Source organism: Achromobacter sp. NPDC058515, from assembly GCF_042721735.1.
In the GTDB taxonomy this organism is placed as follows: domain Bacteria; phylum Pseudomonadota; class Gammaproteobacteria; order Burkholderiales; family Burkholderiaceae_B; genus Achromobacter.
On sequence record NZ_JBHXNI010000018.1, the window covers coordinates 88,502 to 112,701 of the forward strand.

The following is a 24,200-nucleotide window of genomic DNA, read 5'->3' on the forward strand; positions in this document are numbered from 1 at the left end:
AGCCAAGCCGGGCTTGCCACATGGTCGGATGCCTGCCGAGAAAGATGGGAAGGCAGCACTGTAACCAGGGGTAGCAGCATCGGGACGGATAGATGTAACGATAAAACACGAAGCGTTAGCGTCGCTCGGCGTTTTCCGTCTTGCGGCTGCAAAAGTCGGCAAGAGAGGACAACTTCGATGAATTCATCACGGCCTTCCAGCGGCCACGATCGGCCAGGATCAAGAGTCCAGGCTGACGCCCCGGGCCCGCATCCGGATGCGAAGCTGGGCGCGGGCGCGCGACAGCCGGCTGCGCACCGTGCCGATGGGCAATGCCAGGCGCTGCGCAGCCTCTTCGTAGCTCAGTTCTTCCACGGCGACCAGATGCAGCAGTTCGCGCAGGTCCGGCGGGATTTCGTTCATGGCGCGGTCCACGATGCCGAGCATCTGCCGCCATTCGGCCCGCGCCGGAGGATCGGGCTCGGCGCTGGCCTCGGCCGCCAGCGTGTCGATGTCCACAAAGGCGTAGCGCCGTTCCGGCGAGCGCGACAGGTAGTTGCGGATCAGGTTCAGCGCGATGCCGTAGAGCCAGGTCGACGGCTTGCTGTCGCCGCGAAAACGGTCGTAGGACAGCCACATCTCAGCCAGCGCCTGCTGCGTGATGTCATCGGCTTCGCTGCGATTGCCCACGTGCCGCGCCACGAAGCGGTGCAGCCGGTCGCGTTGTTCGCGCGCCAGGTCTCCGGCCGGGTCGGCTGGCGGCTGGCGCCGGGCGGAGGCGGCACGGGTGGGAACGCGGGAGGCGGCGGCGGGAGCAGGGTGCATGGGGACGGTGCGGCTTGTTCATGGACGGGATGCTCGACGCGCGTGGCGGCACGCGCCAGGCGCGGGCGCAAGGCTTCCCGGCCCACGCGGTCGGCGGCGCGCGGGAAGGCTTGGGCGGCGGGGGAGTTCAATGCGCGCCCGCGATCCCCGACGTCTTGGCGTGCGGGGAAGGCGGAGCGCTGCCAGGCCAGTCTAGTGTTGGAAGATCCGGTAGCAAATACGATGCGTGTCGTATTTTTTCCGAGAGGATGGCAGGCGCTTGGCGGGCGGCCCTAGGCCGTGGGCAGGCCCAGGCGCATCGCGTAGGCGACCAGCTCGGCCGTGTTGTGCAGGCCCAGCTTGCGCATCAGGTTCTCGCGGTGCTTGCGCGCCGTGAACGGGCTGATGTGCAGGTCCTGCGCAATCTGGGCCGCGGTCGCGCCCAGCGCGGCCATGGCCAGCACCTGCTGTTCGCGCCGCGTCAGGGCCTCGTCGGGCGTCTCCACATGCGCGGCCTGCGCGGCGCGGGCGCGCGGCCGCGCCGCGCCGCCCGCCAGCCGCGCGACGGCGGCCAGCAGCGGCTGCGAATCCCCGGTCTTCGCCAGATAGGCGTCCGCGCCGGCCTCCAGCACGGCGGCGCGGGTGCGCTCGTCGGTGTTGGCCGTCAGCACCATGATGTGCAGCGCCGGATACCGCTGGCGCAGGGTGCGCACCCAGCCCGAGCCCGACACGCCGGGCATGCCCAGGTCCAGCACCAGCAGGTCGGCGCCGTGCGCCGCCAGCAGCGCCAGCACCTGTTCGCCGGTGCCGGCCTCGTCCACCGTGCCGGCCAGGGTCGGCGCCTGGGCCAGGACCAGCTTCAAGCCTTCGCGCACGATGCCGTGGTCATCGGCAATCAGGATGCGCAGCGGGGCGTGCCGGGGAGGGAAGCTCATGGGGCGGGGAGGATGACATGATGTGTCAGAATGATGCGTCATTATAGGGACCGGACCCCGGCCCCGATTCCGCCCCGACCCCGGCACGCGCCCATGACCCTTTCCGCCTCCCCCGCCGCGCCCTCCGCGCCCGGGCTCCTCGCGACCTCAAGCGGCGGCCAGCCGCCGCCGGCGGCCGCGTCGACGCAGGCCGCGCTGGCGGGGCTGCTCTACAAGCAGTCCTACGGCGTGCTGTTCGCCAACTTCGCCGTGGTGATCCCCGTGGCCTACGTGATGCGGGGCAGCGTGCCGGCCTGGCTGCTGGCCGCCTGGGCCGCCGCCATCTACCTGCTGACCGCGCTGCGCGTGGGCCTGAGCCGCGGCTTTCTGCGGCGGCAGGCCGCGCTGTCCGCCGTGCGCCCGTGGGTGCTCGGCTTTTCCGCGCTATCCTGGCTGTCGGGCCTGCTGTGGGGGCTGGCCGGCCTGGCGGCCGTGCTGTCGCACGACGACATGATGCTGGCGTTCGGCTGTGTGATGCTGGCGGGCATGTGCAGCGGGGCGGTGCCGTCGCTGTCGGCCTATCCGCCGGCCTACGCCGGATCGGCGTTGGCCATGCTGGCGCCGTTCACCGCGGCCTGCCTGGCCGTCGGGGACGGCCTGCATCTGGTCTACGCGGCCTTCGCCTTCTGTCTGCTGGGCGTGAATATGTACTTCAGCGCCATCACCTACCGCAGCCTGAAGACCACGGTCGCGCTGCGCTTCGAGAACACGGCCCTGATCGGCAGCCTGGAGCGCGAGCGCGACCGCGTCGCCGCGGCGGACCGGGCCAAGACCCGCTTCCTGGCCTCGGCCGGGCACGACCTGCGCCAGCCCGTCCACGCGCTGGGCCTGTTCACCGACATCCTGGCCAGCCGCGCCGCGCAAGGGCACATCAGCCCGCAGGACGCGCTGCACGTGGCGCAGCGCCAGCAAACGGTGCTGGAAGGCCTGAACCGGCTGCTTGACGGGCTGCTGGACATTTCCCGCATGGACGCGCACCTGCTGCGCATCGAACGGCGTCGCGTCAGCCTGGACGCCCTGTTCGAGGCCCTGCGCCAGGACTACGAACCGCGGGCGCAGGCCCATGGCCTGGCGCTGTCGGTCCTGCCCACCGATATCGAACTGGACACGGACCCCGCGCTGCTGCGCCGCATCCTGGACAATCTGCTGGGCAACGCGATCTCCTACACGCCCAAGGGCCGCGTGCTGCTGTGCGCCCGGCCCCGGCGCGGCGGCGCCTTGATCCAGGTCTGGGACACCGGCGTGGGCATCGCGCCCGAGGCCCAGGAGGCGGTCTTCGCCGAGTTCGCGCGCGGCGCGGGCGCGCCGGATGCGCCCGCGGGGCAGGGGCTGGGCCTGGGGCTCGCAATCGTGCGGCGGCTGGCCGGGCTGCTGGGGTACGAGGCCACGGTCAGGTCCACGCCGGGCAAGGGTTCGGTGTTTTCGATCTGGGCGCCGGCTGGCATTCCCGCCGCGCATGCAGCGGACAAAAAATAATCGGTTGAAGCCGGAGCGCGCCGCGCCTGTAATAGAGCCGATGCCCGCCCGAACGGGGGCGAAGTGCTCCGTCAGAGGTTCGCCATGTCCGCTCCACGAAAATCTACCCTGGATCCCTCGCAGCTATGGCTGCTGGTGCTGGCCGGCGGCGTCGTCATGGGCCTGGCCCTGGGCGTGCGCCATGTGCAGGGCCTGTTCCTCCTGCCGGTCACGATGGACCGGGGCTGGAGCCGCGAGACCTTCGCCATCGCGCTGGCGGTGCAGAACCTGACCTGGGGCATCGTGCAGCCCTTTACCGGCATGATTGCCGACCGCTATGGCTCGGCCAAGGTCATCGCGGGCGGGCTGCTGTTCTATGCGCTGGGCCTGGTCGGCATGGCGCATGCCACGACGCCGGCGGCCTTCATGTGGACGGCGGGCGTGTGCATCGGCATCGCCCTGTCGGGCACGGCGTTCGCCGCCATCTACGGCGCGCTGAGCCGCCTGGTGCCCCCGGAACGGCGCAGCTGGGCGCTGGGCGTCGCGGGCGCGGTGGGCGGGCTGGGGCAGTTCACCATGGTGCCGGCGGCGCAATGGCTGATCGGCGGCTGGGGCTGGGGCGCGGCGCTGCTGGTGTTCTCGGTCGTGCTGGTCTTCCTCTTGCCCCTGGCGCTGCCCTTGCGGGAGCCGGCCGGCAAGGCGCAGGACCCCGCCGCGCCGGACGCCGGCCTGTCCATGCCGGCCGCCATCCGCGAGGCCTTTGCCCGCCCCGGCTTCTGGCTGCTGAACCTGGGGTTCCTGGCCTGCGGCTTCCAGCTCGCGTTCATCGGCACGCACCTGCCGGCCTACCTGGCGGACAAGGGCCTGCGCGCCTCGGATGCGGTGGCGGCCCTGGCCATCATTGCGCTGACCAATGTCATGGGCACCTATGTCTGCGGCGTCCTGGGCGCGCACCATCGCCGCAAGTACCTGCTGGCCGGCATCTACCTGCTGCGCACGGCCGCCATCGCCTTGTTCGTGCTGCTGCCGCTCTCCACGTGGACGGTCTATGCGTTCGCCGCCGTCATGGGCTTTGTCTGGCTGGGCACGGTGCCGCTCACCAACGGCCTGATCTCGCAGGTGTTCGGCGTGCGCTACATCACCACCCTGTTCGGCTTCGTGTTCTTCGGCCATCAGCTCGGATCGTTCCTGGGCGTGTGGCTGGGCGGCCTCGTGTTCGAAGCCACCAAATCCTATGACCTGATCTGGCTGGGGGCGATGGGGCTGGGCGTGCTGTCGGCCGCCCTGCATTGGCCGATCGACGACCGCGAGATCCAGCGGGCCCGCCCCGCCGGCGCGCCGGGATAGCGGGCGCTATGCGGGCCGGTGCCGGGTGCCCGCGCCCATGGTGATGTGCAGCATGCGGCAGGGCTCGATCACCTTGACGGTGTGCCACGCGCCCTTCGGAACCACACAGGCGTCGCCGGCTGCCATCCGGACGGTGTGGACGCCGGCCGGCAATTCCAGAAGCAGTTCCGCCGCGCCGGACATCAGGCGCACGATCTCGTCGGCCTCGGGGTGCATCTCCCATTGCGGCCAGTCCGAAGCGAATTCGTATTCGGACACCAGCCAGCCGCGTCCGTACTTCTCCAGATCGTCATGGGACTGCGACCAGAACGCGTCGCCGCCGGCGACGGTGGCGGCGGCGCCGGTGGCGTCCAGGAACACATAGTGCGACGACAGGTCGGTAGCCATGATGCGCATCCTCGGGTTGGGGGCGTTCGGGCAGTGTATGACAGCGCGCCCGTCATATCGAAGCGTTTATCATGTTGGCCAGGCAACAACGAGAGCAGGCGATGAGCAAGGGATTCGAAGGGGTGCGGCCCGCGTCCGAGTCATCCATCGAGATCGGCTTCTACTTTGAAGGCCGGCATTGCGTCGAGCGCATCCGGGTCAAGCCCACCGCCGCCAATCTCAAGCGCGCCGCCGACCGTCGGGCCGCCATCCTGGAGGCCATCGCGCGCGGCGAGTTCGACTACGACGCCGAATTTCCCAAACGCGGCAGTGCGACACAGGGTTCCGCATGACAAGCAACACGCAGCTGGAAATCAACGATCTCACGACCGACGCCTTCACCGCTTACGGCTGGATGCTGGGCAAGCCGATGCCGGACGGCCATGGCGTGCCGCTGTACTCCAACACCGCCACCGACTTCTGGCAGGAACACCTGTTCAACACGGGGGCGGGCGGCGACGCCGAGCTGCTGTGGGTCAACTACCGCAGCCAGTCCGCGGAAGTCGCCAGCCTGGAAAAGCACCTGCTCACGCAGCAGGCCATCGTTCCGCTGACGGGCGAGATCGTCCAGGTCGTGGCTCGCAGCGCGGCCGACGGCAGCCCCGACCTGGCCACCCTGGCCGCCTTCCGTGTGCCGCAGGGGCAGGGCGTCTGCATGCGGCCCGGCTGCTGGCATGCCACCCGTGTCGCCGGCGCGGAAGTCACCTGCCTGATGCTGACCCGCCGTTCCACCACGGTGGACCTGATCCAGCACCTGACCACCGATGCCCGCGCCTCGGAAAGCGCCATCGCCGCCATCCCCGCGCGCGAGCTGGCATTGCCGCAAGACGAGGCCGGCGCCGCCTGACCGCCGGCGTCAGGCCGTCACGCCTCGTCGCCGCGCCGTTTCTTTTCCATCCCCGGGAAATATGCCAGAATCCCCCGGAATCCGAGCCTTGCACGCGACGCTGCCGCCATCCGGGCGTTGCCAACATCACGTTGTGTTGGAGCATTGAATGCGCGACCGTCAGAGTAGCACTGGATTTTTCCACGCAAGCCGCCGTTCGCTTCCCCGCTTGATCGCCGCCTTGGCGATGGCCGCCGGCCTGGCGGGATGCAGCTTCACCTCGCCCGACGCCGCCACCGGATCGCAGTCCGTCGGCATCCAGGGCGTCACCGCGCAGCAGGCGCGCAGCATCGCCCGCGAGGCCTATCTGTACGGCACGCCCATGGTCGCCAGCTACCAGACCATGTATGCCTTCAGCATCGACAAGAACAACCCGCAGTACAAGGGGCCGTTCAACACGTTCAACAACGTCGCGCGCGTTTTCGCGCCCGAAGACACGGCGTTCGTCACCCCCAATTCCGACACGCCGTACTCGTTCGCCGTCCTGGACCTGCGCGCCGAACCCGTCGTCATCACCGTGCCTCCCATGGAGAAGCGGCGCTACTTCGTGCTGCAGCTCATGGACCTGTACACCTACAACTTCGCCTATATCGGCAGCCGCGCCACCGGCAACGGCGGCGGCAACTTCCTGATCGCCGGCCCGCGCTGGAAGGGCAAGGTTCCGTCCGGCATCGCCAAGGTCATCACGTCCGAAACCGAACTCGTCAACGTGGTGGGGCGCACCCAGCTCTTTAACGCGGCCGACCTGGAAAACGTCAAGCGCATCCAGTCGCGCTACAAGGTCCGGCCGCTGTCGGCGTTCCGCAAGCAAGCCGCGCCTGCCGCGCCCGCCGCCGTGGAATGGATCAAGCCGGTGCCGCCCGCGCAGATGCGCACCTCGCTGGAATTCTACGAACAGCTCGCCTTCCTGCTGCAGTTCGCGCCCACGCATCCCACCGAGAAATGGCTGCGCGAACGCTTCGCCAGCATCGGCCTGGAACCCGGCGAACCCTTCGACACCGCAAGCCTCAACCCCGCGCTGCGCCGCGCCCTGCAGGAAGGCATGCACGACGGCCAGAACGACATCGACAAGAACCGCGCGGCCCTGGGCGGCAAGACCGACACGCTGTTCGGCGACCGCGGCACGCTGAAGAACGACTACCTGTCGCGCGCCACGGGCACGCAGGTCGGCATCGGCGCCAGCAGCCGCGAAGAAGCGCTGTATCCCGTCCTGGAAAAAGACAGCCGGGGCCAGACGCTGGACGGCAGGAAAAAGTACACCCTGCGCTTTGCCCCGCGCAGCCTGCCGCCCGTCAACGCGTTCTGGTCCATGACCATGTACAAGCTGCCCGAGCAGCTGCTTGCGCCGAATCCGGCCGACCGCTACAGCATCAAATCGCCCATGCTGCCGTCCCTGAAGAAAGACCCGGACGGCGGGCTGACGCTCTACATCCAGACCGAGTCGCCGGGCAAGGGCAAGGAAGCCAACTGGCTGCCCGCGCCGGCGGGGCCCTTCATGGTGGCCATGCGCTACTACTGGCCCAAGCCGGCCCTGCTGGACGGGAAGTGGGCGTCGCCGCAGATACAGCGGGCAGGGAAGTGAAGCGCAACTTCAACATTCACGACCTGCGCATTTTCTACACGGTGGTCATGACGGGCTCGACCCGGCAGGCGGCGCATGCCATGCACCTGACCCAGCCGGCGATCAGCCACGCCATTTCCCGCCTGGAGGGCGCCACCGGCGTGCTGCTGTTCGACCGTTCCCACAAGACCCTGCGTCCCACCGAGGCCGGGCAGTACCTGTACAGCGAGGCCAAGTTCGTGCTGGACGAGCTGGTGCGCATCGACGAGGCGCTGCACAGCATCGAACAGTTCGGCGGGCGCGGCCTGCGCATTGCGTCGTCGCCGGCGCTGGCGCTGGGCTACGCGCCCGACGCCGTGCGGCGCTACCTGGACGTCAACGGCACGCGGCCGTTCTCCATTGACGTCGAATCCTCCGTGCAGGTGATCAGCGCGGTGGAAACCATGCGCGCGGACTTCGGGCTGGGCGCCGTCGGGCGCGACAGCGCCCGCCTGAGCTTCACGCCGTTCCTGCGGGCGGATGTCATGGCCATCGCGCACCGCGAGCATCCCCTGGCCGGGCGCGACGCCATCGCCGTGGGCGACATCCCGCCCGACACCTACGTCAAGCCGCTGTGGTCCGACTACGTCGTGGCGCAAGGCGACATCGCCGACTCGCTGCTGCTGCGCTCCGGCATGCAGGCCCACATGTCGCTGGTGCCGGGCACGGTGCGCGCAGTCAAGGGCATCAGCCTGGTCAATGCCCTGTCGGCCTCGGACATCGTGGCGTCCTTCCCGGACCTGGTCGCGCTGCCGCTGGCGTCGCGGCAGTGGTTCGATTTCATGCTCATCACCCGCACCGAGGCGCGCAACCAGGACCTGACCGAGCGGCTGCTGGACGCCTTGCGCGCCACCGCCCAGGATCGCCGCCGCGGCATCTACGCGCGGACCATCGAACTGCTGGCCTGAGCCCGTCAGGCCGCGGGCGGCTGCCAGGGCAGGGATTGCAGGTCGCCGTCGATGCTGATGGCCTGCCCGCTGACCATCGCCCCGAACGGGCTGGCCAGGAACAGCGCCATGTTGGCGATATCCGCCGCGCGCACGAACTGCCGCAGGCTGACGCCGGACAGCTCCAGCCGGGTCTCTTCCTCTACCGTCAGGCCCATGTTCTTCGCCCGGGCGGCGATCACCCGGTCGATGCGCGGCCCCGCCACCAGCCCGGGCAGCAGCGCGTTGACCCGGATGCCCAGCGGCCCCAGCTCCACCGCCAGCGAGCGGGTCAGCCCCACCACGCCCCATTTGGTCGCCGCGTAGGGCGTGCGCATGGGCACGCCCATCCGGCCCGCCACCGAGCTGATGTTGATGATGCTGCCGCCGCCCGCCTCGCGCAGCGCCGGCAGCGCGTGCCGCACCGTGTGGAACTGCGACGCCAGGTTGATGTCCAGCGTCGCGTCCAGGTCCTGCGCCGCGATGTCCGCGATGCCCGCAGTGGGACCCGCGATGCCCGCGTTGTTGACCAGCACGTCCAGCCCGCCCAGGTGCGACAGGGCCGTCTGCATGTAGCGGTCGATCTCGTCGCGACGGCTCACGTCCGCGCGCGCCCAGGCGTGGCGGCAGCCGGCCAGCGCCTGTTCGTCCACGTCGCACAGATGCACGCGGGCGCCGCGTTCGGCGAAGGCGTCGGCCAGCGCCGCGCCGATCCCGGCCGCGCCCGCCGTGACGATGACGCGCTTGCCCGACAGGTCCACGGGCAGGGCCGGCAAGTTGGCGGCGGTGTTCATGATGGTTTCCGGTTGGTCCATGGCGTCAGGGCTTCATCAGGCGGCAGGTCGATTCCGCCGGCGACGTGTACACCTGGTTTCCCGGCACCCGGGCCACCAGCTTGTAGTAGTCCCACGGCCCCTTCGATTCCGCCGGCGTCTTCACCTGCATCAGGAACATGTCGTGCACCATCAGGCCGTCCGCGCGGATCTTGCCGTCCTTCACGAAGAAGTCGTTCACGGGGTTGGCTTTCAGCCACTTCATGACGGTCTCGCCGTCCGTGCTCTTGGTGGCTTCCACCGCCTTCAGGTAAGTCGTCGCCGCGGAATAGTCGCCCGCCTGCAGCATGGACGGCTTCTTTTTCATTACGGACTCAAAGCGCGATGCCCACTTGCGCGACGGCTCGTCCTGGTCCCAGTACCAGGCCGTGGTCAGGTACATGTTCTGCGCCGCCTGCAGGCCCAAGGCATGCACGTCCGTGATGAGCACCAGCAGGCCCGCGATCTTCATCTTGGGCGTCAGCCCGAACTCGTTGGCCGCCTTCACCGCGTTGCTGGTGTCGCTGGCCGAATTGGCCAGCCCCAGCACCGACGCGCCCGAGGCCTGCGCCTGCAGGATGAACGACGAGAAATCCGCGGAATTGAGCGGATGCCGCACGCGCCCCTTGGTGTTGCCGCCGTCCGCCTGCACCACCGCCGACGCGTCGCGCTCCAGCGCGTGGCCGAAGGCATGGTCCACCGTCAGGAAGAACCAGTCCTTGTTGCCTTCCTTCATCATGGCCCGCGCGGTGCCGCGCGCCAGCGACACCGTGTCGTACACGTAGTGCACGGTATAGGGCGTGCATTGGGCATTCGTCAGTTCGGACGCGCCCGCGCTCACCACGAAGAACGGCGTTTTCTTTTCTTCGGCCACCTTCGCCATCGCCAGCGCCGCCGCGGAATTCGCGCCGGCGATCAGCATGTCCACGCCCTTCTGGTCCAGCCATTCGCGCGCGCGGGACGACGCGATGTCGGCGCGGTTCTGGTGATCGGCCACCAGCACCTCCACCTTCTTGCCCGCCACCACCCCGCCCAGGTCCGCAATCGCCATCTTGATTGCCTCGGCCCCGCCCGGGCCATCGGCGTCCGCCGACAGGCCGGACATGTCCGTGATGAACCCGATGCGTATCACGCCGTCGTCGGCCTGCGCCGCGCCCGCCATCCCCAACAGCGCGGCCACGGCCGTCGCGCACAATGTTCTTTTCATGTCTGGTCTCCCCACTGGATTGAACGGTTGTTCAGAACGCGACGCGATCGCGTCCCTTGAGTTGCAGCGTCTCACGGGCGTCGCCGGGCGTGGCGACTTGCAGCGACAGGTCCTCCAGAATCCGACGGATCCGGCGCACCTGATCCGCATTCGAGTGCGCCAGCTCGCCCGGCCCGTCCCACAAGGAATCTTCCAGCCCCACGCGCACATTCCCGCCCATCGTCGCCGCCATCGCCGCCAGCGGCGTCTGCTTGCGTCCGGCGGCCAGCACCGACCAGATGTAGTCGTCGCCGAACAGGCGGTCGGCAGTGCGCTTCATCATCATCACGTCTTCGGGATGCGTGCCGATCCCGCCGCGTATTCCGAACACCGACTGGATCAGGAACGGCGGCTTGAGCAGCTTGCGATCCACGAAATGCGCCGCCGTGTACAGGTGCCCGATGTCATAGCACTCGATCTCGAACCGCGTGCCGTTGTCGCCGCAGGACGACAGGATGTGCTCGATGTCCTTGAACGTGTTCTTGAAGATCAGGTCATTGCTGCCTTCCAGGTAGGGGCGCTCCCAGGCGTGCTTGAACTCCTTGAAGCGCTCAAGCAACTCATACATCCCGAAATTCATCGACCCCATGTTCAGCGACGCCACCTCCGGCTTGAACTGCAGGGCAGGGGCCATGCGCTCGGCAATCGGCAGCACCGGCGAGCCGCCCGTGGTGATGTTGATCACCACGTCGGACTGCTCCTTGATGCGCGGCAGGAACTGCGCATACAGCGCCGGGTCCTGCGTCGGCTGGCCGGTGTCCGGCTGGCGCGCATGCAGATGCACGATCGCCGCGCCCGCCTCGGCGGCGTCCAGCGCGGACCGCGCAATCTCGTCGGGCGTGACGGGCAGATGGGGCGACATCGACGGCGTGTGGACCGAGCCGGTGATGGCGCAGGTGATGATGACCTTCCTGGACTTTTTCATGGGCCTCTGGCGTGCGCGTTGGATTCTTATGGCCCCGGCTGTCTCCTCCGGGTGTGGGCCATTCTGTCGCACGCCCAAGGGCGCTGTCACCTGAACAGAAATTATCAATTGATAGGGAATCCGGTGCTGCGGTGCAGCGTGTCCGAGCGTTAACCGGCCCTAGTCCTCTCGCCCCAGGATCTTGTACAGGTGCGACCGCGAAATCCCCAGTTGCTCGGCCGCGCGCTTCTTGTTGCCGCCGGACTCGGCAATGGCCTGCCGCACGGCCTGCCGCTCCAGGTCCTTCAGGCGCGCATTGCCCGCGCCGGGCTCCTCGGCCCGTGGGGCGGCGGGCAGCGCCGCGGCAGGACCGGGCCGCGGCTCTTCCGAGGGCGTGTAGCGGTCGAAGTTGCCGACCCGCAGTTCCTGCGAATCGCAGAACACCAGCGCTTCTTCGATGCGCTGGCGCAGTTGGCGCACATTGCCCGGCCAGTCCTGCGCGGCCAGGTAGGGGATTACCTCGCTGCCTATCGTGGGCACGGGCATGCTGTTGCGCGTGCAGAAGGCGCGCACGAAGTGGTGCAGCAGTTCGGGAATGTCCTCGCGCCGATGGCGCAGGGCCGGAATGTGCAGCACCACGCCGCTCAGGCGGTAGTAGAGGTCCAGCCGGAAGCGCTCGGCGTCGATCAGGCCCTGCATGTGGCGGTTGGTGGCGGTGATCAGGCGGAAATTGACCTGATGGCTGTCGCCGCCGCCCAGCCGTTCGACGCGGCGGTCTTCCACCACGCGCAGCAGCTTCACCTGCATTTCCATCGGAATGTCGCCGACCTCGTCCAGGAACAGCGTGCCGCCTTCGGCCTGCTCGATGCGGCCGCGCTGGCCCTGCCGGTTGCCGCCGGTGAAGGCGCCGGGCTGGTAGCCGAACAGCTCGGCCTCCAGCAAGGTGGCGGGCAGGGCCGCCAGGTTCAGGCTGACCAGCGGCGTCGCCTCGTCGTGGCTGCCCGCGCGGTGTATCGCCTGCGCGACCAGTTCCTTGCCGGTGCCGCTCTCGCCCAGGATCAGGACGGGAATGTCCAGGTGGGCGACCGTCTGAATCTCTCTGCGCAGCCGCTGCATGGGCGCGCTGCGCCCGATCAGCGGCGAGCCGGCGGCAAGCGATTCATGCGTGTCGACCTGCTGCTCGGCGCGCCGCAGCGCCACGCTGCGGTGCATGCGGAAGATGGACTCAGGTTCCTTGAACAGGACCTGGCCGATCGCGCCGACCACCTCGCCGTCGCGCCGGATGGGCAGGCGGTTCACCACGCGCGTGACGCCGCGCATGGTCTGCAGCTGGGCGATCTCGGCCTTGCCGGACCGGGCCACCTCGGCCAGCCGGGAGTTGGGAATGATGTCGCTGGCGTCGCGGCCGATCGCCTCGCCCCGCTCCAGGCCCAGGAACCGCTCGTGCACCTCGCTGATGAAACACATCTTGCCCGCCGCGTCCGCCACCGTCATGGCCTGGTAGGGGTTGCTGATCATGTAGCTGAATATCTCGGTGGCGAAGGGCACGGCCCCGATGAATCCGAACAGGGGGCTGGCGGCTTCGGCGGGGCGCATGAGCAGCACCGTGGACGATCCATCGCGAATGACCAAGGCCAGCAACTGGACGGCCGGGTCCTGCACCGCAATGCTCAAGAGCGTTTCCGCGGGCGCATCGCCTTGCCCGGTCCGGCTCTTGGCCAGCGCCGCAATGGCGGTCTGCTGCACGGCGGGATCGCTCGCCAGGCCGTGCGCCCATTGCGGCGCGCCGTCCTTGTCCAGCACGAGTACACCGATGGACTGTCTGTGCGCGAGTGTCTTTATTGAGGACACTGTGTCTCCGTTCTAGGTCTCATTGTCCACACAGAATACATTTTTCGGATGGGAAGCGACGCTTCCCCCGCGAATCCATGTTGGCACGGCAATTGCTTATGAGGTGTATGCAACGAAGACACCTCAGAAAGGAGTAGCACGTGTCCTGGCAACCCGAAGTCGATGAACTGGAATTCCGCAAGAAGCTCTCGCAGCAAATGGGCGGCGCCGAAAAGGTGCAGCGGCACAAGGCCGCCGGCAAGCTCACGGTGCGCGAACGGGTGGAGGCCATCGCGGACGCCGCGTCGTTCCAGGAAATCGGCGCGCTGGCCGGCAGCGGCCAGTACGACGCGGCCGGCAAGGTGCTGGGCGTGGTGCCCTCGAACCTGGTGATCGGCCGCGCGCAAATAGAGGGCAGGCCCGTCGTGCTGATGGGCGACGACTTCACCGTGCGCGGCGGCGCCAACGACGGCGCGGTGGGAGACAAGCTCATCTATGCCGAACGCATGGCCGGCGATCTGCGCCTGCCCGTCGTCCGCCTGGTCGACGGGACGGGCGGCGGCGGCTCCGTGCGCAACATCGAGACCAAGGGCCATACCCTGATCCCCACCATGAAGGTGTGGCAGCACGTCGTCGAGAACATGACGCTGGTGCCGGTGGTGTCGCTGGCGCTGGGCTCGGTGGCCGGCATGGGCGCGGCGCGCGTGGCCGCCAGCCATTACTCCGTCATGGTCAAGGGCACGTCCCAGCTGTTCAACGCCGGCCCGCCGGTCGTGGCGCGCATCGGGCAGGTCGTGACCAAGAACGAGCTGGGCGGCAGCCAGATCCACACGCGCAATGGCGTGGTGGACGACGAAGTGGACACCGAAGCCGAAGCCTTTGCGCGCGCCCGGCGTTTCCTGTCGTACCTGCCGAGTTCGGTCTTCGAACTGCCGCCGCGCAGCGAGGCGCCGGTAGATGCCGCCGCGCAGGACTGGCTGCTGTCCGCCATCCCCCGCGACCCGCGCGCGGTCTACAAGATCCGCCCCATCGTGCAATCGCTGGCGGACCCGGACTCGTTCATGGAGATCGGCTGCAAGTGGGGACGCGCGCTGGTGACGGGCCTTGCCCGGATCGACGGCTGGCCCGTGGCGGTGCTGGCCAGCGACCCCTATCACTACGGCGGCGGCTGGGACCGCGCCACCGCCGAAAAGCTCACGCGCTTTGTCGACCTGGCGCAGGCGTTCCATTTGCCGGTCGTCAACCTGGTCGACATCGCGGGCTTCCAGATCGGGCTGGATGCGGAGAAATCCGGCGTGATGCGCTATGGCGTGCGCGCCCTGGCCGCGGTGTACCAGGCGACGGTGCCGTGGTGCTCGATCATCCTGCGCCGCGCCTACGGCGTGGCCGCCGCCGCGCACCAGCACATGGGGCGCCACAACTTCCGCTACGCGTGGCCGTCCGCGAACTGGGGCTCGTTGCCCATCGAGGGCGGGCTGGAGGTGGCCTACAAGGCCGAGATCGAAGGCGCGGACGATCCCGAGCGCAAGCGCGCCGAGATCGAGCAGCGGGTGCGCAGCCTGACCTCGCCCTTTCGCAGCGCCGAGGCCTTTGTCATCGAAGACATCATCGACCCGCGCGAGACCCGCGCGCGGCTGGTGGACTTCGCCAATCTGGCGGCCCGGCTGCGCGAGCCCGGCCAACGGTCGTTCGGCATCCGGCCTTGAGGCGCGGAGGCTTTTCATAACAAGCCGGCGGCAAGACCGCCGGAATACGGAGACAGACATGACGTTGCATCGCACGAGACACCTTGCGCGCTTCGGCGCCGCCATCGTGGCGGGCCTGAGCATTTTGGCTACGGCGCCCGCGCTGGCCGCGGACGCCAAGTGGCCAAGCCGCCCCATCACCATCGTGGTGCCGTTCCCGCCGGGCGGCATGACGGACGTGGTGGCGCGGCGCATGGCCAAGGACATGCAGGACGCGTTGAAGCAGTCGGTGGTGGTGGAAAACCGGGCGGGCGCCAGCGGACAGATCGGCACCGAGTACGTCGCGCGCGCCGCGCCCGACGGCTACACGCTGCTGGTCTCGGCCACCCATCACGTCATCAATCCGGCCGTGCGCGCCAAGCTGCCGTACGACGCCAGCACGGGCTTCACGCCCCTGGCGCTTCTGGCCACCACGCCGAACCTGCTGGTCGTCAACAAGGACATCCCGGTGTCCAACATCCCCGAGTTCATCGCCTATGCCAAGAAGCAGCCCGGCGGCCTCATGTTCGGCTCCTCCAGCATCGGCGGGGCCACGCATCTGTCGGGCGAGATGCTCAAGCTGGACGCCGGCATTCCGATGACCCATGTGCCCTACAAGGGCGCGTCGCCCGCGCTGACCGACCTGCTGGGCGGCCAGATCCCGGCGCTGTTTCATGACGTGATGACGATGGCCCCCTACGTGCGGGACGGCCGCGTCAAGGCGCTGGGCGTCACCTCGTCCACGCGCAGCGCCGCCCTGCCCGACGTGCCGACGATTGCCGAACAGGGCGTGCCCGGCTACGAGGCCATCACCTGGATCGGCTTCTACGGCCCGGCCAATCTGCCGGCCGACGTGGCCGAACGCCTCAATACCCTGGCGCGCGCCAGCGTGAACAGCGACGCGGCGCGTCCGTGGTTCAAGGAAAACGGCACCGACCCGGGCGACATGGACCAGCAGCAATACGCAGCCTTCGTCGCGAACGAACTGGCCAAATGGAAAAACGTCGTGACCCGCGCAGGAGTGAAAGTTGAATAAGCAGCCATCCACCCCGGACATGCTCGAACTGCTGACGCCGCGCCGCGTCGCGGTGCTGGGCGCGTCCGAAAGCCCGATCAAGGCGGGCGGACGCCCCATCGCCTACATGCGCCGCCACGGCTTCCAGGGCGACATCTACCCCGTCAACCCCAAGCGCGCCGAGGTGCAGGGCCTGCCCAGCTACCCGAGCCTGCGCGACCTGCCGCAAGCGCCCGACCTAGTGGTCATCAGCCTGGCCGGCAGCGAGGTCGACGACGCCGTCGCGCAGTGCATCGAGGTTGGCGCGCGCGGCGCGGTGATCTATTCGTCGGGCTTTGCCGAGCTGGGCCAGGAAGGCCTGCTGGCGCAGCAAGCGCTGGTGCGGCGGGCGCGCGAGGCCGGCCTGCGGCTGATCGGCCCCAACACCCAGGGCGTCGCCAACTTCCAGACCGGCGCCATCCTCAGCTTCTCCACGATGATCAACGAATGCCCGCCGCAGGACGGCTCGATCGCGATCGTCAGCCAGAGCGGCGCGGGCGCGGCCATCGTCTATGGCGGCCTGCGCCGCCAGGGCCTGGGCGTGCGCTACATGGTGGCTACGGGCAACGAGGCGGACGTCAACGTGGCGGGCACGGTGCGGGGCCTGCTGGAAGACCCGTCCCTGCGCCTGATCCTGATGTACGCCGAATCGCTGCGCGATCCCGACCTGCTGGCCGAGGCCGCGGCGCTGTCCGCCGCGCGCGATGTGCCCATCCTGGCCGTGAAGGCCGGGCGCACGCGGGCCGGACAGCTCACCGCCAGTTCGCACACGGGCGCCATGGCCAGCGAGGACGCCCTGGCCGACGCGTTCCTGCGCCAGCGCAACATCATCCGAATGCGCGACTTCGACGAACTGGTGGAATACGCGCAGCTCTTCGAACGGCGGGAGCGCCCGAAGGGCGGAAAAGTCGTGGCCATCAGCAACTCCGGCGCGACCTGCGTGCTGGCCGCCGACGCCGCCGAGCAGAACGGCCTGGCGCTGGGGGAGTTCACGGATGCCGACGCGCAGGCCCTGCGGGCGGTCTTGCCGCCTTACGTCGCCGCCCGCAACCCCATCGACATGACCACGGCGCTGCTCGGGCAGCCCGCCATCTACGGCGAGGCGCTGCGCACCGTGGCCGCGAGCACCGCGGCGCACGGCATCTTCGCGGGCTTTCCCATCGGCGGCGAAGGCTATGACATGCCGTACTTCGCCCAGCAGACCGCCGACTTCGTCGCGGCCAACGGCGTGCCGGTGGCGGTCAGCGCCGTGCAGGACTGGGTCGCCGCCGCCTTCCGCACCCGCGGCGTGCCGGTGTTCAACAGCGAATTCCGCGCCGTGCGCGGCCTGGCCCTGCTCGCCGCCTATGAGGCAGGGCGCGCCGCCGCGCAGCCCGCCGCGTTCAGCGGCGCAACGCCCGGCGCCGCCGGCGCGGCCTGGGACGAGCCGGCCAGCCTTGCCCTGCTGTCGCAGGCGGGCCTGCCCGTGATGCGGCATCGTGTCTGCCGCCAGCCGGAGGACATCGCCGCGGCCTTCGAGGAATTGCAGATGCCCGTCGTGCTAAAGGGCGTGTCCGCCGACATCACGCATAAATCCGATCATGGACTGGTGCGGCTGGGTGCGCACACCGTCGACCAAGGCCACGAGGCGTGGCGTGATTACCAGGAAGTCCTGGACGGACTGAAGGCGGGCTTCGGCGGACTGCTCGTGGCCGAGCAGTCGCGCGGCGACTTCGAGCTTGCCGTGGGCGCGCATTGGGATGCGACCTTTGGGCCGGTCGTCATGGTGGGGCAGGGCGGGGTGCTGGTGGAGGCCTACCAGGACATGCAGTTCCTGGTCGCCCCGTTCACCGAAGCGCAGGCGCTGGCCGCGATTTCGCGGCTGGCCATCGCGCGCGGCTTTGCCGCCACACGCGGGCTGCCGGCGGTGGACACGCAGGCGCTGGCCGCGATGCTCGTGACGCTGGGCCAGTGGTTCGCGCAGCAGAACGGCGCCTTCCTGTCCGTGGACGCCAATCCCGTCCTGGTGTCGCGAACGGCGGCGCCGGTGCTGGTCGACGCGGTGGTGATTCCCCAAGGAGCGCAGGCATGACCGGCTCTCTACCCACCACGGCGGCCCCGCTTGCGCGCGTGCTGATCGCCAACCGGGGCGCGGTGGCGGCCCGCGTGCTGCGGGCGCTGCAAAAGCTGGGGCTGGAGTCCGTCGTCGTGTACTCGGAGATCGACGCAGACCTGCCGTACGTCCGGCAGGCGACGCAGGCCTATCCGCTGCCGGGCAACGAGCCGGCCGCCACCTACCTGAACCAGGACGCCATCCTGGACATCGCCCGGCGCTCGGGCGCGCAGGCGATTCATCCGGGGTATGGCTTCCTGTCGGAGAACGCCGGCTTCGCGCGGCGGGTCCGCGAGGCGGGCCTTTGCTACATCGGCCCCAGCCCGGAATGGATCGAGCAGCTAGGCGAGAAGACCCGGGCCAGGCGCTTCATGCAGCGCTATGGCATGCCGCAGACGGCCAGCTCCGACATCCTGCCCGACGACATCGCGCAGGTCAGCGCCGCGGCCCAGTCTATCGGCTACCCCGTGCTGATCAAGCCCGCGGCGGGCGGCGGGGGCATCGGCATGGTGCCCGTCGCCGACGCGCAAAGCCTGCCCCAGGCATGGGCGTCGGCGACGGCCATCGCGCAGCGCAGTTTCGGCCAGGCGTCCCTCTACCTGGAAAAACTGATCGACCGGCCCCGCCACATCGAATTCCAGTTCCTGGCCGACCGCCATGGCAACGCCCGCGCCTTGTTCGAGCGCGATTGCAGCGTGCAGCGGCGGCACCAGAAGGTGCTGGAGGAATCGCGCGCGCCCGGCATAGCCCCCGCCGTCCTGGACGCCATGGCATCCAAGCTGGAGCAGATCCTCACGGACATCGGCTACGACGTGATCGGCACCGTCGAAATGCTGTACACGCCCGAAGGCGGCTTCAGCTTTCTTGAGGTGAACACGCGCCTGCAGGTGGAGCATGCCGTCACGGAAGAGACGACCGGCATCGACATCGTCGCGGCGCAAATCCGCCTGGCGGCCGGCGAGCGGCTGGAAGACGTGGTGCCCGGCCCCATCCAATCGCAAGGCCACGCCATCGAGGCGCGCGTCTATGCCGAAGACCCGAAGCGCTTCTTCCCGTCGCCCGGCACGCTCGCTCGCTTCGAACCGCCGGTCGGACCCGGCGTGCGCGTCGAGACCGGTTATGCCCAGGGCTGCCAGGTTCCGCGCTTCTACGACCCGATGGTCGCGAAGGTGATCGCCTCCGGCCGCGACCGCGCGGAGGCGCTGGGCACGCTGCGCGGCGCCCTGGCCCGCTTTCACGTCGAGGGCATCAAGACCAACATCCCATTCCTGTTGCGCGCGCTCGACTTCCCCGATTACGCCGCCGGCGCGCTCGACATCCGCATCGTCGAGCGCCTGCTCGCCGCCGGCGACGCCCCTGCGCGAGCCACCCCCTGATTCCACGAAGGTGATGCATGAACACAATCAAATCCATCGTTTCCGGTTCCGTCGTCAAGGTCCACGTTGAACCGGGCGCAAGCGTCGCGCCGGGCGACGTGATCGTGACCGTCGAATCCATGAAAATGGAGATCCCCGTCGAAGCCGAGGTAGCGGGCGTCATCGCAGCCGTGCTGGTGGTGGTGGGCCAGCCCGTCAACGAAGACGACGACGTCGCAACCCTGGCCTGAGGAACGATGCCCATGTCACCGTCCTCCAGCATCGACGACGCGTCGATCACCCCCGAAGCGTTCTATCGGCTATCGCTCGGCCAGGGCTGCTTTCGCCTGCAGCGCTGCACCGTCAGCGGAAACTTCCTGTTCTACCCGCGCCGCATATCCCCCTGGACGGGGCGGCCGACCTTGCGGTGGGAGCCCGTCAGCGGCCGCGGCGTGGTGTATTCGACCACCGTCGTGCGCCGCCGCGCCGAACAAGGCGGCGACTACAACGTGGCGCTCATCGACCTGGAAGAAGGCCCCAGGATGATGAGCCGCGTCGAGAACATCGCCCCGGGCGACGTCAGCATCGGCATGCCGGTCATCGCCCGCATCGCCGAGGTCTCGCAGCGCCTGAACGTCGTATTCGACCCCGTGGAGGCTTCGCATGGCTGAACACCTGAAGGGCCGCGCCGCCATCGTCGGCGTGGGCATGACGCAAGCCTGGATCAACCCCGGCATGACCTCGCTGGACCAGCTTGCCGCAAGCGTGTCGGCCGCCTGCGCCGACGCCGGCATTGAAGTCAGCGACATCGACGGCCTGTTCGCCTCGACCCTGTCCGAATTCATGCCGACCCTGTCCGTCGCCGAGTATCTGGGCCTGCAGCCCACCTACATGGACGGCACCAACATCGGCGGCTCCTCCTTTGTCGGCCACCTGCTGCCCGCGCTCCTGGCGCTGGAAGCCGGCCTGTGCACCGTGGCATGCGTCTGCTATGGCTCCGACCAGCGCTCGCAAGGCGCGCGCCTCAAGACCCTGTCCGAGCGGATGACCTGGGAGGCCGACTTCGCGCCCCGCAACCCCATCTCCGGCTACGCCATGGCCACGGCGCGGCACATGCACCAGTACGGCACCACACGCGAACAACTGGCGCAGGTCGCCGTCGCCGCCCGGGCTTGGGCCGGCCTGAACCCCCAGGCCCATCAGCGCGACCCGATCACCGTGCAAGACGTGCTGGCGTCCCGCATGGTGTCCGACCCGTTGTCGCTGCTGGACTGCTGCCTGGTCACCGATGGCGGCGGCGCGCTGATATTGACGCGCGCGGACCGCGCCCGTTCCCTGCGCCAGGAGCCCGTCTACGTGCTGGGCGCGGGCGCCGCCACCACGCACCGCCAGATCTCCAGCATGCCCGACCTGACCGCCACCGCCGCCCGCCATTCCGGCGAGCGCGCATTCGCCATGGCGGGACTGACGCCCGCCGACGTCGACGTGCTGCAGCTCTACGACGCCTTCACGATCAACCCCATCCTCTTCCTGGAAGACCTGGGCTTTTGCCGCAAAGGCGAAGGCGGCGCCTTCGTCTCCGGCGGCCGCATCGCGCCCGGCGGGGAACTTCCCGTCAACACCAACGGCGGCGGACTCTCGTGCTGCCACCCCGGCATGTACGGCATCTTCGCGCTGGCCGAAGGCGTGCTGCAGCTGCGCGGCCAGACCGGCAAGCGCCAGGTGGCCGACGCGCAAGTGGCGCTGGTGCACGGCAACGGCGGTCAACTGTCCAGCCAGGTCACCGCGCTGCTGGGAACCGCGGCAACGCTATAGAACACCCTTCCAGGAACCCCATGAACACGACGCCTTCTTTGGACCCGGCCGCGCTAGACGCCGCCCAATACCTCGCCCACGCGGAAAAACTCGCCGCCTTCGCGCCGCAATTCCCCGCTACCGGCCGCGCCTTCAAACAGGCCGCGGTGCTGGGCGCGGGCACGATGGGACGCGGCATCGCCATGTGCCTCGCCAACGCCGGCATCGCCGTCGCCCTTATCGACAACAACGCGGCAGCGCTTGAAAACGCCGCCCGCATCATCGAAGACACTTACGCCGCGTCCACCCGCAAAGGCAAAATCACCGCCGCCCGGGCCGACGCGGCCCGGCAACAGATCCGCACCGCCACGGACCTTGCCGCCGCCGCTCGCGCCGACGTCGTGATCGAAGCCGTCTTCGAAGACCTGCCCCTCAAGCAACAGATCTTCACCGCGCTCAGCGCCATCGTCGCGCCCGGCTGCCTGCTCGCGTCCAACACCTCGTTCCTGGACATCGACAAAATCGCCCAGGCCGTGCAGGACCCCGCGCGCATGGTCGGCCTGCACTTCTTCAGCCCCGCGCACATCATGCCGCTGGTCGAAGTCGTGCAAAGCGAACATTCGTCGAACGCGGCCTTGGCCGACGCCATGGCCCTGGTGCGCACCCTGGGCAAGCAACCCGTCGCCATGCGCGCCTGCGACGGCTTCGTCGGCAACCGCATGCTGTCGCGCCGCACCGTCGAAGCCGAAAGCCTGCTGCTGCACGGCGCCTCGCCGCAAGAAGTGGACGCGGTATTGACGGCATTCGGCTTCCCCATGGGCCCCTTCGCCATGACCGACATGGCCGGCGTCGACGTCAACTGGCGCACCCGCCAGGCCCGCGGCCTGCCCCTGGCGATCGCCGACGCCGTCTACGCCGCCGGCCGCCTCGGGCAAAAGACCGGCCAGGGCTACTACCGCTATGAAGACGGAAGCCGCAAGCCGCTGCCCGACCCCGCCGTCACGGACATCATCGATACCATCGCCCAAGCCCAGGGCATCGTCCGCGCACCCATGGCCCCCGCCAGCATGTTCGAGCGGCTGGTGTATCCGATGATCAACGAAGGCATGCGCATCCTGGAAGAAGGCATCGTCCCACGCGCCAGCGACATCGATGTGGTGTGGCGATATGGCTATGGCTGGCCCGCGGAGAGCGTGGGGCCGATGCGGTATGCGGATCAGATAGGGCTGGGAGTTGTCAGCGTGGCGCTGGCCCGCATGGCGAAGCAGACCGGGCGGCAGACCTTGGCGCCGGCTCCGCTGCTGCTCAGGCTGGCGGGAGAAGGCGCGAGCGTGGTCCGCGCGTTTGCGTAAGGACCGGGGACGTTTTCCCCGCATCGAGGCGGACAGGATTCGCCGACAAAAAAAGCGCCGCCAGGTTTTCCTGGCGGCGCCTTTTTGCATGCTGCAGCGGGACTTAGTCCTTGCGGCTGGTCACTTCAACCAGGTGATAACCGAACTGGGTCTTCACCGGGCCCTGGACCACGCCAACCGGGGCGCTGAACACGACGGTATCGAATTCCTTGACCATCTGGCCCGGGCCAAAGGAACCCAGGTTGCCACCGTCACGGCTCGACGGGCAGCTGGAGTTTTCCTTGGCGAGCTGAGCGAAGTCAGCGCCATTTTCAATGGCGGTCTTGAGTTCGTTGGCCTTGGCTTCGGTGGAAACGAGGATGTGACGGGCGGAGGCTTGTGCCATGAGGAGGCTCCTTGGGAGGCTTGATTTGGGGAGGGGGAGAGTAACGCATTCGACGACAGATTGGCGTTAGGCTGGAAGCGATGTTCGTGCTTGACCTAAAGCAAGCGCCACAGTCCGTCCTTACGTCGAGCAGTGTGCACTACTTTGCAGGGGGAATTGCTTGTTGTCGCACACCTACTTCAAAAACACATTGTGGCGATGGTGTTCAAGATACGTATTGTAGTTCTGATGGAATTCGGGGTAGGGACGAGGTGTTTCTAAAGTGATCCCAAATTTTTCCAGATCACTTTTTTGTAACTTTGGAGACAGCAGAATTTCTCCTGAGTTTTCGAAGCTGATTAGTCCTCTATCGAATAAGAAATCCACGTGGGGCGCTAGCAATAGTCCGTTATATCCATCCAATCGCTCGAACGAGGTTTCACAGGATCGCCACGGTTTTATGTGGCTTGCAATCAGTAGATCAGCGTTCCGAATTCCTGTTACGCGACACATCTGGTGCAAGCCGAATAGGCTATGTCGGAAAACTCCTTGACCGCGCCGTGATTTTTTTAATTCTGTCCTTTCTGTTAATGATAGGCTTGAATCCATCTCGAGACCGGCCAGAATACTATCTTCTAACGCATCGGAAAATTCGTCGCTTGTTCGTTCTTTGCTGCGCTCAACGAGTGTGCTCAGACTAAGTTTCGAGAAATTTGTTCCATCTGCAACGACGGAAAATAGCGCTTCGTCAATTTCAGAAAAATAGGCCTTCTGATTGCCATGGCCAGTTGCGCGTTGCAGCGGAGCATAGCGATCTCGCAGGAGCGGAGCGACTTTGGCGAGGCAAGCTTTGGGCAAGAACGGCTGCTGTACGTTGGACCACACCATCGCCAGCAACCAGCCTTCGTCGCGCCAGTTGTTGCCCGTTTTTCCGAACTCGACTGGCTTGGGTGCGCTGATTGCGTAATCGGCCACACAACCGATGTGCGCCACTCTGCCGTGAGCCATCGAAACCACAAAATCCCCTGGGGCAGCCAACCTCAGATTGTTATAGAAGTGGCTCTGAGCTCCGTTTCGCTCTACTTTTGGGGACCACAGGAATCCGCCTTTGATCTCCTGTCGAAGCGTTTGCTTGTGGTTTACCCACCAAAATTTCGCCATTTCAACCTCAGTTGGAAGTGGAAATTCTTGCAGCAATCTGTAGTAAACGCAAATTACAATGGGTTATGCACTGCGTGCAAGTTATGAAAGGCGATGGCGGTCTCGCCGTTATGCT

At 67.8% G+C, this 24,200-nt stretch carries 23 protein-coding genes; 14 read left to right on the forward strand and 9 right to left on the reverse strand.

All coding sequences use genetic code 11. The annotated features are described in order from the left end of the window. Window positions 1-219: 219 nt before the first annotated feature. Together ACFWP0_RS25575 and ACFWP0_RS25580 are read right to left on the reverse strand one after the other, a co-directional pair. Window positions 220-804 (reverse strand): RNA polymerase sigma factor, encoded by a 585-nt coding sequence (locus tag ACFWP0_RS25575; RefSeq protein WP_377846943.1) that lies wholly within the window; start codon window positions 802-804, stop codon window positions 220-222. A gap of 272 nt (window positions 805-1,076) precedes the next feature. Further along, window positions 1,077-1,718: a response regulator gene (locus ACFWP0_RS25580; RefSeq protein ID WP_377846945.1), complete on the reverse strand. Its 642-nt coding sequence runs from the start codon at window positions 1,716-1,718 to the stop codon at window positions 1,077-1,079. A 93-nt stretch (window positions 1,719-1,811) separates the two neighbouring features. On the opposite strand from ACFWP0_RS25580, the gene ACFWP0_RS25585 reads away from it, so the two are divergent. After that, window positions 1,812-3,233, forward strand: a complete 1,422-nt coding sequence (locus tag ACFWP0_RS25585) for a sensor histidine kinase (protein WP_377846947.1) — start codon at window positions 1,812-1,814, stop codon at window positions 3,231-3,233. A gap of 84 nt (window positions 3,234-3,317) precedes the next feature. After that, the gene (locus ACFWP0_RS25590; RefSeq protein ID WP_377846949.1) at window positions 3,318-4,559 is read left to right on the forward strand and encodes an MFS transporter; all 1,242 of its coding nucleotides are present in this window, start codon (window positions 3,318-3,320) and stop codon (window positions 4,557-4,559) included. 6 nt (window positions 4,560-4,565) lie between these two features. Here the strand turns inward: ACFWP0_RS25590 and ACFWP0_RS25595 are convergent, their stop codons facing one another. After that, window positions 4,566-4,946 carry a cupin domain-containing protein gene (locus tag ACFWP0_RS25595; RefSeq protein WP_377846951.1) on the reverse strand — a complete coding sequence of 127 codons (381 nt, stop codon included), beginning with the start codon at window positions 4,944-4,946 and terminating at the stop codon, window positions 4,566-4,568. Between the two features lie 101 nt (window positions 4,947-5,047). On the opposite strand from ACFWP0_RS25595, the gene ACFWP0_RS25600 reads away from it, so the two are divergent. The 4 genes from ACFWP0_RS25600 to ACFWP0_RS25615 all read left to right on the forward strand — a co-directional run bounded on the left by ACFWP0_RS25600 (window position 5,048) and on the right by ACFWP0_RS25615 (window position 8,379). Continuing rightward, a complete protein-coding gene (locus ACFWP0_RS25600; RefSeq protein WP_377846953.1) occupies window positions 5,048-5,278 on the forward strand; it encodes an Arm DNA-binding domain-containing protein in 231 nt (76 codons plus the stop codon). After that, the gene (locus tag ACFWP0_RS25605; protein WP_377846955.1) at window positions 5,275-5,832 is read left to right on the forward strand and encodes an ureidoglycolate lyase; all 558 of its coding nucleotides are present in this window, start codon (window positions 5,275-5,277) and stop codon (window positions 5,830-5,832) included. Before ACFWP0_RS25600 ends, ACFWP0_RS25605 begins: the two co-directional genes overlap by 4 nt. 148 nt (window positions 5,833-5,980) lie before the next feature. Then, window positions 5,981-7,453, forward strand: coding sequence for a DUF1254 domain-containing protein (locus tag ACFWP0_RS25610; protein ID WP_377846957.1), 1,473 nt, complete (start codon window positions 5,981-5,983; stop codon window positions 7,451-7,453). Beyond that, the gene (locus ACFWP0_RS25615; protein WP_377846959.1) at window positions 7,450-8,379 is read left to right on the forward strand and encodes a LysR family transcriptional regulator; all 930 of its coding nucleotides are present in this window, start codon (window positions 7,450-7,452) and stop codon (window positions 8,377-8,379) included. The genes ACFWP0_RS25610 and ACFWP0_RS25615 overlap by 4 nt, the downstream gene beginning before the upstream one ends. Before the next feature lie 5 nt (window positions 8,380-8,384). On the opposite strand, the gene ACFWP0_RS25620 is transcribed toward ACFWP0_RS25615, so the two are convergent. From ACFWP0_RS25620 to ACFWP0_RS25635, 4 genes are all read right to left on the reverse strand, one after another. Then, window positions 8,385-9,191 (reverse strand): SDR family oxidoreductase, encoded by an 807-nt coding sequence (locus ACFWP0_RS25620; protein ID WP_377846961.1) that lies wholly within the window; start codon window positions 9,189-9,191, stop codon window positions 8,385-8,387. A 25-nt stretch (window positions 9,192-9,216) separates the two neighbouring features. Then, window positions 9,217-10,416 (reverse strand): ABC transporter substrate-binding protein, encoded by a 1,200-nt coding sequence (locus ACFWP0_RS25625; RefSeq protein WP_377846962.1) that lies wholly within the window; start codon window positions 10,414-10,416, stop codon window positions 9,217-9,219. A gap of 31 nt (window positions 10,417-10,447) precedes the next feature. After that, window positions 10,448-11,380 carry a 3-keto-5-aminohexanoate cleavage protein gene (locus ACFWP0_RS25630; protein WP_377846964.1) on the reverse strand — a complete coding sequence of 311 codons (933 nt, stop codon included), beginning with the start codon at window positions 11,378-11,380 and terminating at the stop codon, window positions 10,448-10,450. A gap of 159 nt (window positions 11,381-11,539) precedes the next feature. Further along, the gene (locus ACFWP0_RS25635) at window positions 11,540-13,210 is read right to left on the reverse strand and encodes a sigma-54 interaction domain-containing protein (protein ID WP_377846966.1); all 1,671 of its coding nucleotides are present in this window, start codon (window positions 13,208-13,210) and stop codon (window positions 11,540-11,542) included. 140 nt (window positions 13,211-13,350) lie between these two features. Here ACFWP0_RS25635 and ACFWP0_RS25640 point away from each other — a divergent pair, with 140 nt between their 5' ends. From ACFWP0_RS25640 to ACFWP0_RS25675, 8 genes are read left to right on the forward strand one after another with little or no spacing between them, the layout of a single operon-like run. Further along, window positions 13,351-14,895: an acyl-CoA carboxylase subunit beta gene (locus ACFWP0_RS25640; protein ID WP_377846968.1), complete on the forward strand. Its 1,545-nt coding sequence runs from the start codon at window positions 13,351-13,353 to the stop codon at window positions 14,893-14,895. Window positions 14,896-14,953: 58 nt separating this feature from the next. Continuing rightward, window positions 14,954-15,949: a Bug family tripartite tricarboxylate transporter substrate binding protein gene (locus ACFWP0_RS25645; protein WP_377846969.1), complete on the forward strand. Its 996-nt coding sequence runs from the start codon at window positions 14,954-14,956 to the stop codon at window positions 15,947-15,949. Window positions 15,950-15,968: 19 nt separating this feature from the next. Continuing rightward, on the forward strand, window positions 15,969-18,038 hold the full coding sequence (locus ACFWP0_RS25650) for an acetate--CoA ligase family protein (protein WP_377847072.1): 2,070 nt from the start codon (window positions 15,969-15,971) through the stop codon (window positions 18,036-18,038). Then, entirely contained in the window at window positions 18,035-19,435 is a 1,401-nt protein-coding gene (locus ACFWP0_RS25655) for an acetyl/propionyl/methylcrotonyl-CoA carboxylase subunit alpha (RefSeq protein WP_377846971.1), read from the forward strand. Before ACFWP0_RS25650 ends, ACFWP0_RS25655 begins: the two co-directional genes overlap by 4 nt. 17 nt (window positions 19,436-19,452) lie before the next feature. Beyond that, a complete protein-coding gene (locus tag ACFWP0_RS25660; RefSeq protein ID WP_377846973.1) occupies window positions 19,453-19,665 on the forward strand; it encodes an acetyl-CoA carboxylase biotin carboxyl carrier protein subunit in 213 nt (70 codons plus the stop codon). 12 nt (window positions 19,666-19,677) lie between these two features. Further along, entirely contained in the window at window positions 19,678-20,085 is a 408-nt protein-coding gene (locus tag ACFWP0_RS25665; RefSeq protein ID WP_377846975.1) for a Zn-ribbon domain-containing OB-fold protein, read from the forward strand. Beyond that, window positions 20,078-21,229, forward strand: a complete 1,152-nt coding sequence (locus ACFWP0_RS25670; protein WP_377846977.1) for an acetyl-CoA acetyltransferase — start codon at window positions 20,078-20,080, stop codon at window positions 21,227-21,229. The genes ACFWP0_RS25665 and ACFWP0_RS25670 overlap by 8 nt, the downstream gene beginning before the upstream one ends. A gap of 20 nt (window positions 21,230-21,249) precedes the next feature. Next, a complete protein-coding gene (locus ACFWP0_RS25675; RefSeq protein WP_377846979.1) occupies window positions 21,250-22,560 on the forward strand; it encodes a 3-hydroxyacyl-CoA dehydrogenase NAD-binding domain-containing protein in 1,311 nt (436 codons plus the stop codon). Window positions 22,561-22,663: 103 nt separating this feature from the next. Here ACFWP0_RS25675 and ACFWP0_RS25680 read toward each other — a convergent pair whose 3' ends face one another. After that, a complete protein-coding gene (locus ACFWP0_RS25680; protein ID WP_173145302.1) occupies window positions 22,664-22,945 on the reverse strand; it encodes a peptidylprolyl isomerase in 282 nt (93 codons plus the stop codon). Between the two features lie 174 nt (window positions 22,946-23,119). Next, complete coding sequence (locus ACFWP0_RS25685; RefSeq protein WP_377846982.1) at window positions 23,120-24,085, reverse strand: HNH endonuclease; 966 nt, start codon at window positions 24,083-24,085, stop codon at window positions 23,120-23,122. Window positions 24,086-24,200: the final 115 nt, after the last annotated feature.

What these genes read in the sequence shown, in the direction of transcription:
- ACFWP0_RS25630 (WP_377846964.1), bottom strand. Translation starts at nt 11,380, where the DNA reads ATGAAAAAGTCCAGGAAGGTCATCATCACCTGCGCCATCACCGGCTCG.
- ACFWP0_RS25605 (WP_377846955.1), top strand. Translation starts at nt 5,275, where the DNA reads ATGACAAGCAACACGCAGCTGGAAATCAACGATCTCACGACCGACGCC.
- ACFWP0_RS25620 (WP_377846961.1), bottom strand. Translation starts at nt 9,191, where the DNA reads ATGAACACCGCCGCCAACTTGCCGGCCCTGCCCGTGGACCTGTCGGGC.
- ACFWP0_RS25590 (WP_377846949.1), top strand. Translation starts at nt 3,318, where the DNA reads ATGTCCGCTCCACGAAAATCTACCCTGGATCCCTCGCAGCTATGGCTG.
- ACFWP0_RS25575 (WP_377846943.1), bottom strand. Translation starts at nt 804, where the DNA reads ATGCACCCTGCTCCCGCCGCCGCCTCCCGCGTTCCCACCCGTGCCGCC.
- ACFWP0_RS25655 (WP_377846971.1), top strand. Translation starts at nt 18,035, where the DNA reads ATGACCGGCTCTCTACCCACCACGGCGGCCCCGCTTGCGCGCGTGCTG.
- ACFWP0_RS25625 (WP_377846962.1), bottom strand. Translation starts at nt 10,416, where the DNA reads ATGAAAAGAACATTGTGCGCGACGGCCGTGGCCGCGCTGTTGGGGATG.
- ACFWP0_RS25685 (WP_377846982.1), bottom strand. Translation starts at nt 24,085, where the DNA reads ATGGCGAAATTTTGGTGGGTAAACCACAAGCAAACGCTTCGACAGGAG.
- ACFWP0_RS25650 (WP_377847072.1), top strand. Translation starts at nt 15,969, where the DNA reads ATGCTCGAACTGCTGACGCCGCGCCGCGTCGCGGTGCTGGGCGCGTCC.
- ACFWP0_RS25585 (WP_377846947.1), top strand. Translation starts at nt 1,812, where the DNA reads ATGACCCTTTCCGCCTCCCCCGCCGCGCCCTCCGCGCCCGGGCTCCTC.
- ACFWP0_RS25680 (WP_173145302.1), bottom strand. Translation starts at nt 22,945, where the DNA reads ATGGCACAAGCCTCCGCCCGTCACATCCTCGTTTCCACCGAAGCCAAG.
- ACFWP0_RS25580 (WP_377846945.1), bottom strand. Translation starts at nt 1,718, where the DNA reads ATGAGCTTCCCTCCCCGGCACGCCCCGCTGCGCATCCTGATTGCCGAT.
- ACFWP0_RS25600 (WP_377846953.1), top strand. Translation starts at nt 5,048, where the DNA reads ATGAGCAAGGGATTCGAAGGGGTGCGGCCCGCGTCCGAGTCATCCATC.
- ACFWP0_RS25675 (WP_377846979.1), top strand. Translation starts at nt 21,250, where the DNA reads ATGAACACGACGCCTTCTTTGGACCCGGCCGCGCTAGACGCCGCCCAA.
- ACFWP0_RS25595 (WP_377846951.1), bottom strand. Translation starts at nt 4,946, where the DNA reads ATGGCTACCGACCTGTCGTCGCACTATGTGTTCCTGGACGCCACCGGC.
- ACFWP0_RS25660 (WP_377846973.1), top strand. Translation starts at nt 19,453, where the DNA reads ATGAACACAATCAAATCCATCGTTTCCGGTTCCGTCGTCAAGGTCCAC.
- ACFWP0_RS25665 (WP_377846975.1), top strand. Translation starts at nt 19,678, where the DNA reads ATGTCACCGTCCTCCAGCATCGACGACGCGTCGATCACCCCCGAAGCG.
- ACFWP0_RS25645 (WP_377846969.1), top strand. Translation starts at nt 14,954, where the DNA reads ATGACGTTGCATCGCACGAGACACCTTGCGCGCTTCGGCGCCGCCATC.
- ACFWP0_RS25610 (WP_377846957.1), top strand. Translation starts at nt 5,981, where the DNA reads ATGCGCGACCGTCAGAGTAGCACTGGATTTTTCCACGCAAGCCGCCGT.
- ACFWP0_RS25670 (WP_377846977.1), top strand. Translation starts at nt 20,078, where the DNA reads ATGGCTGAACACCTGAAGGGCCGCGCCGCCATCGTCGGCGTGGGCATG.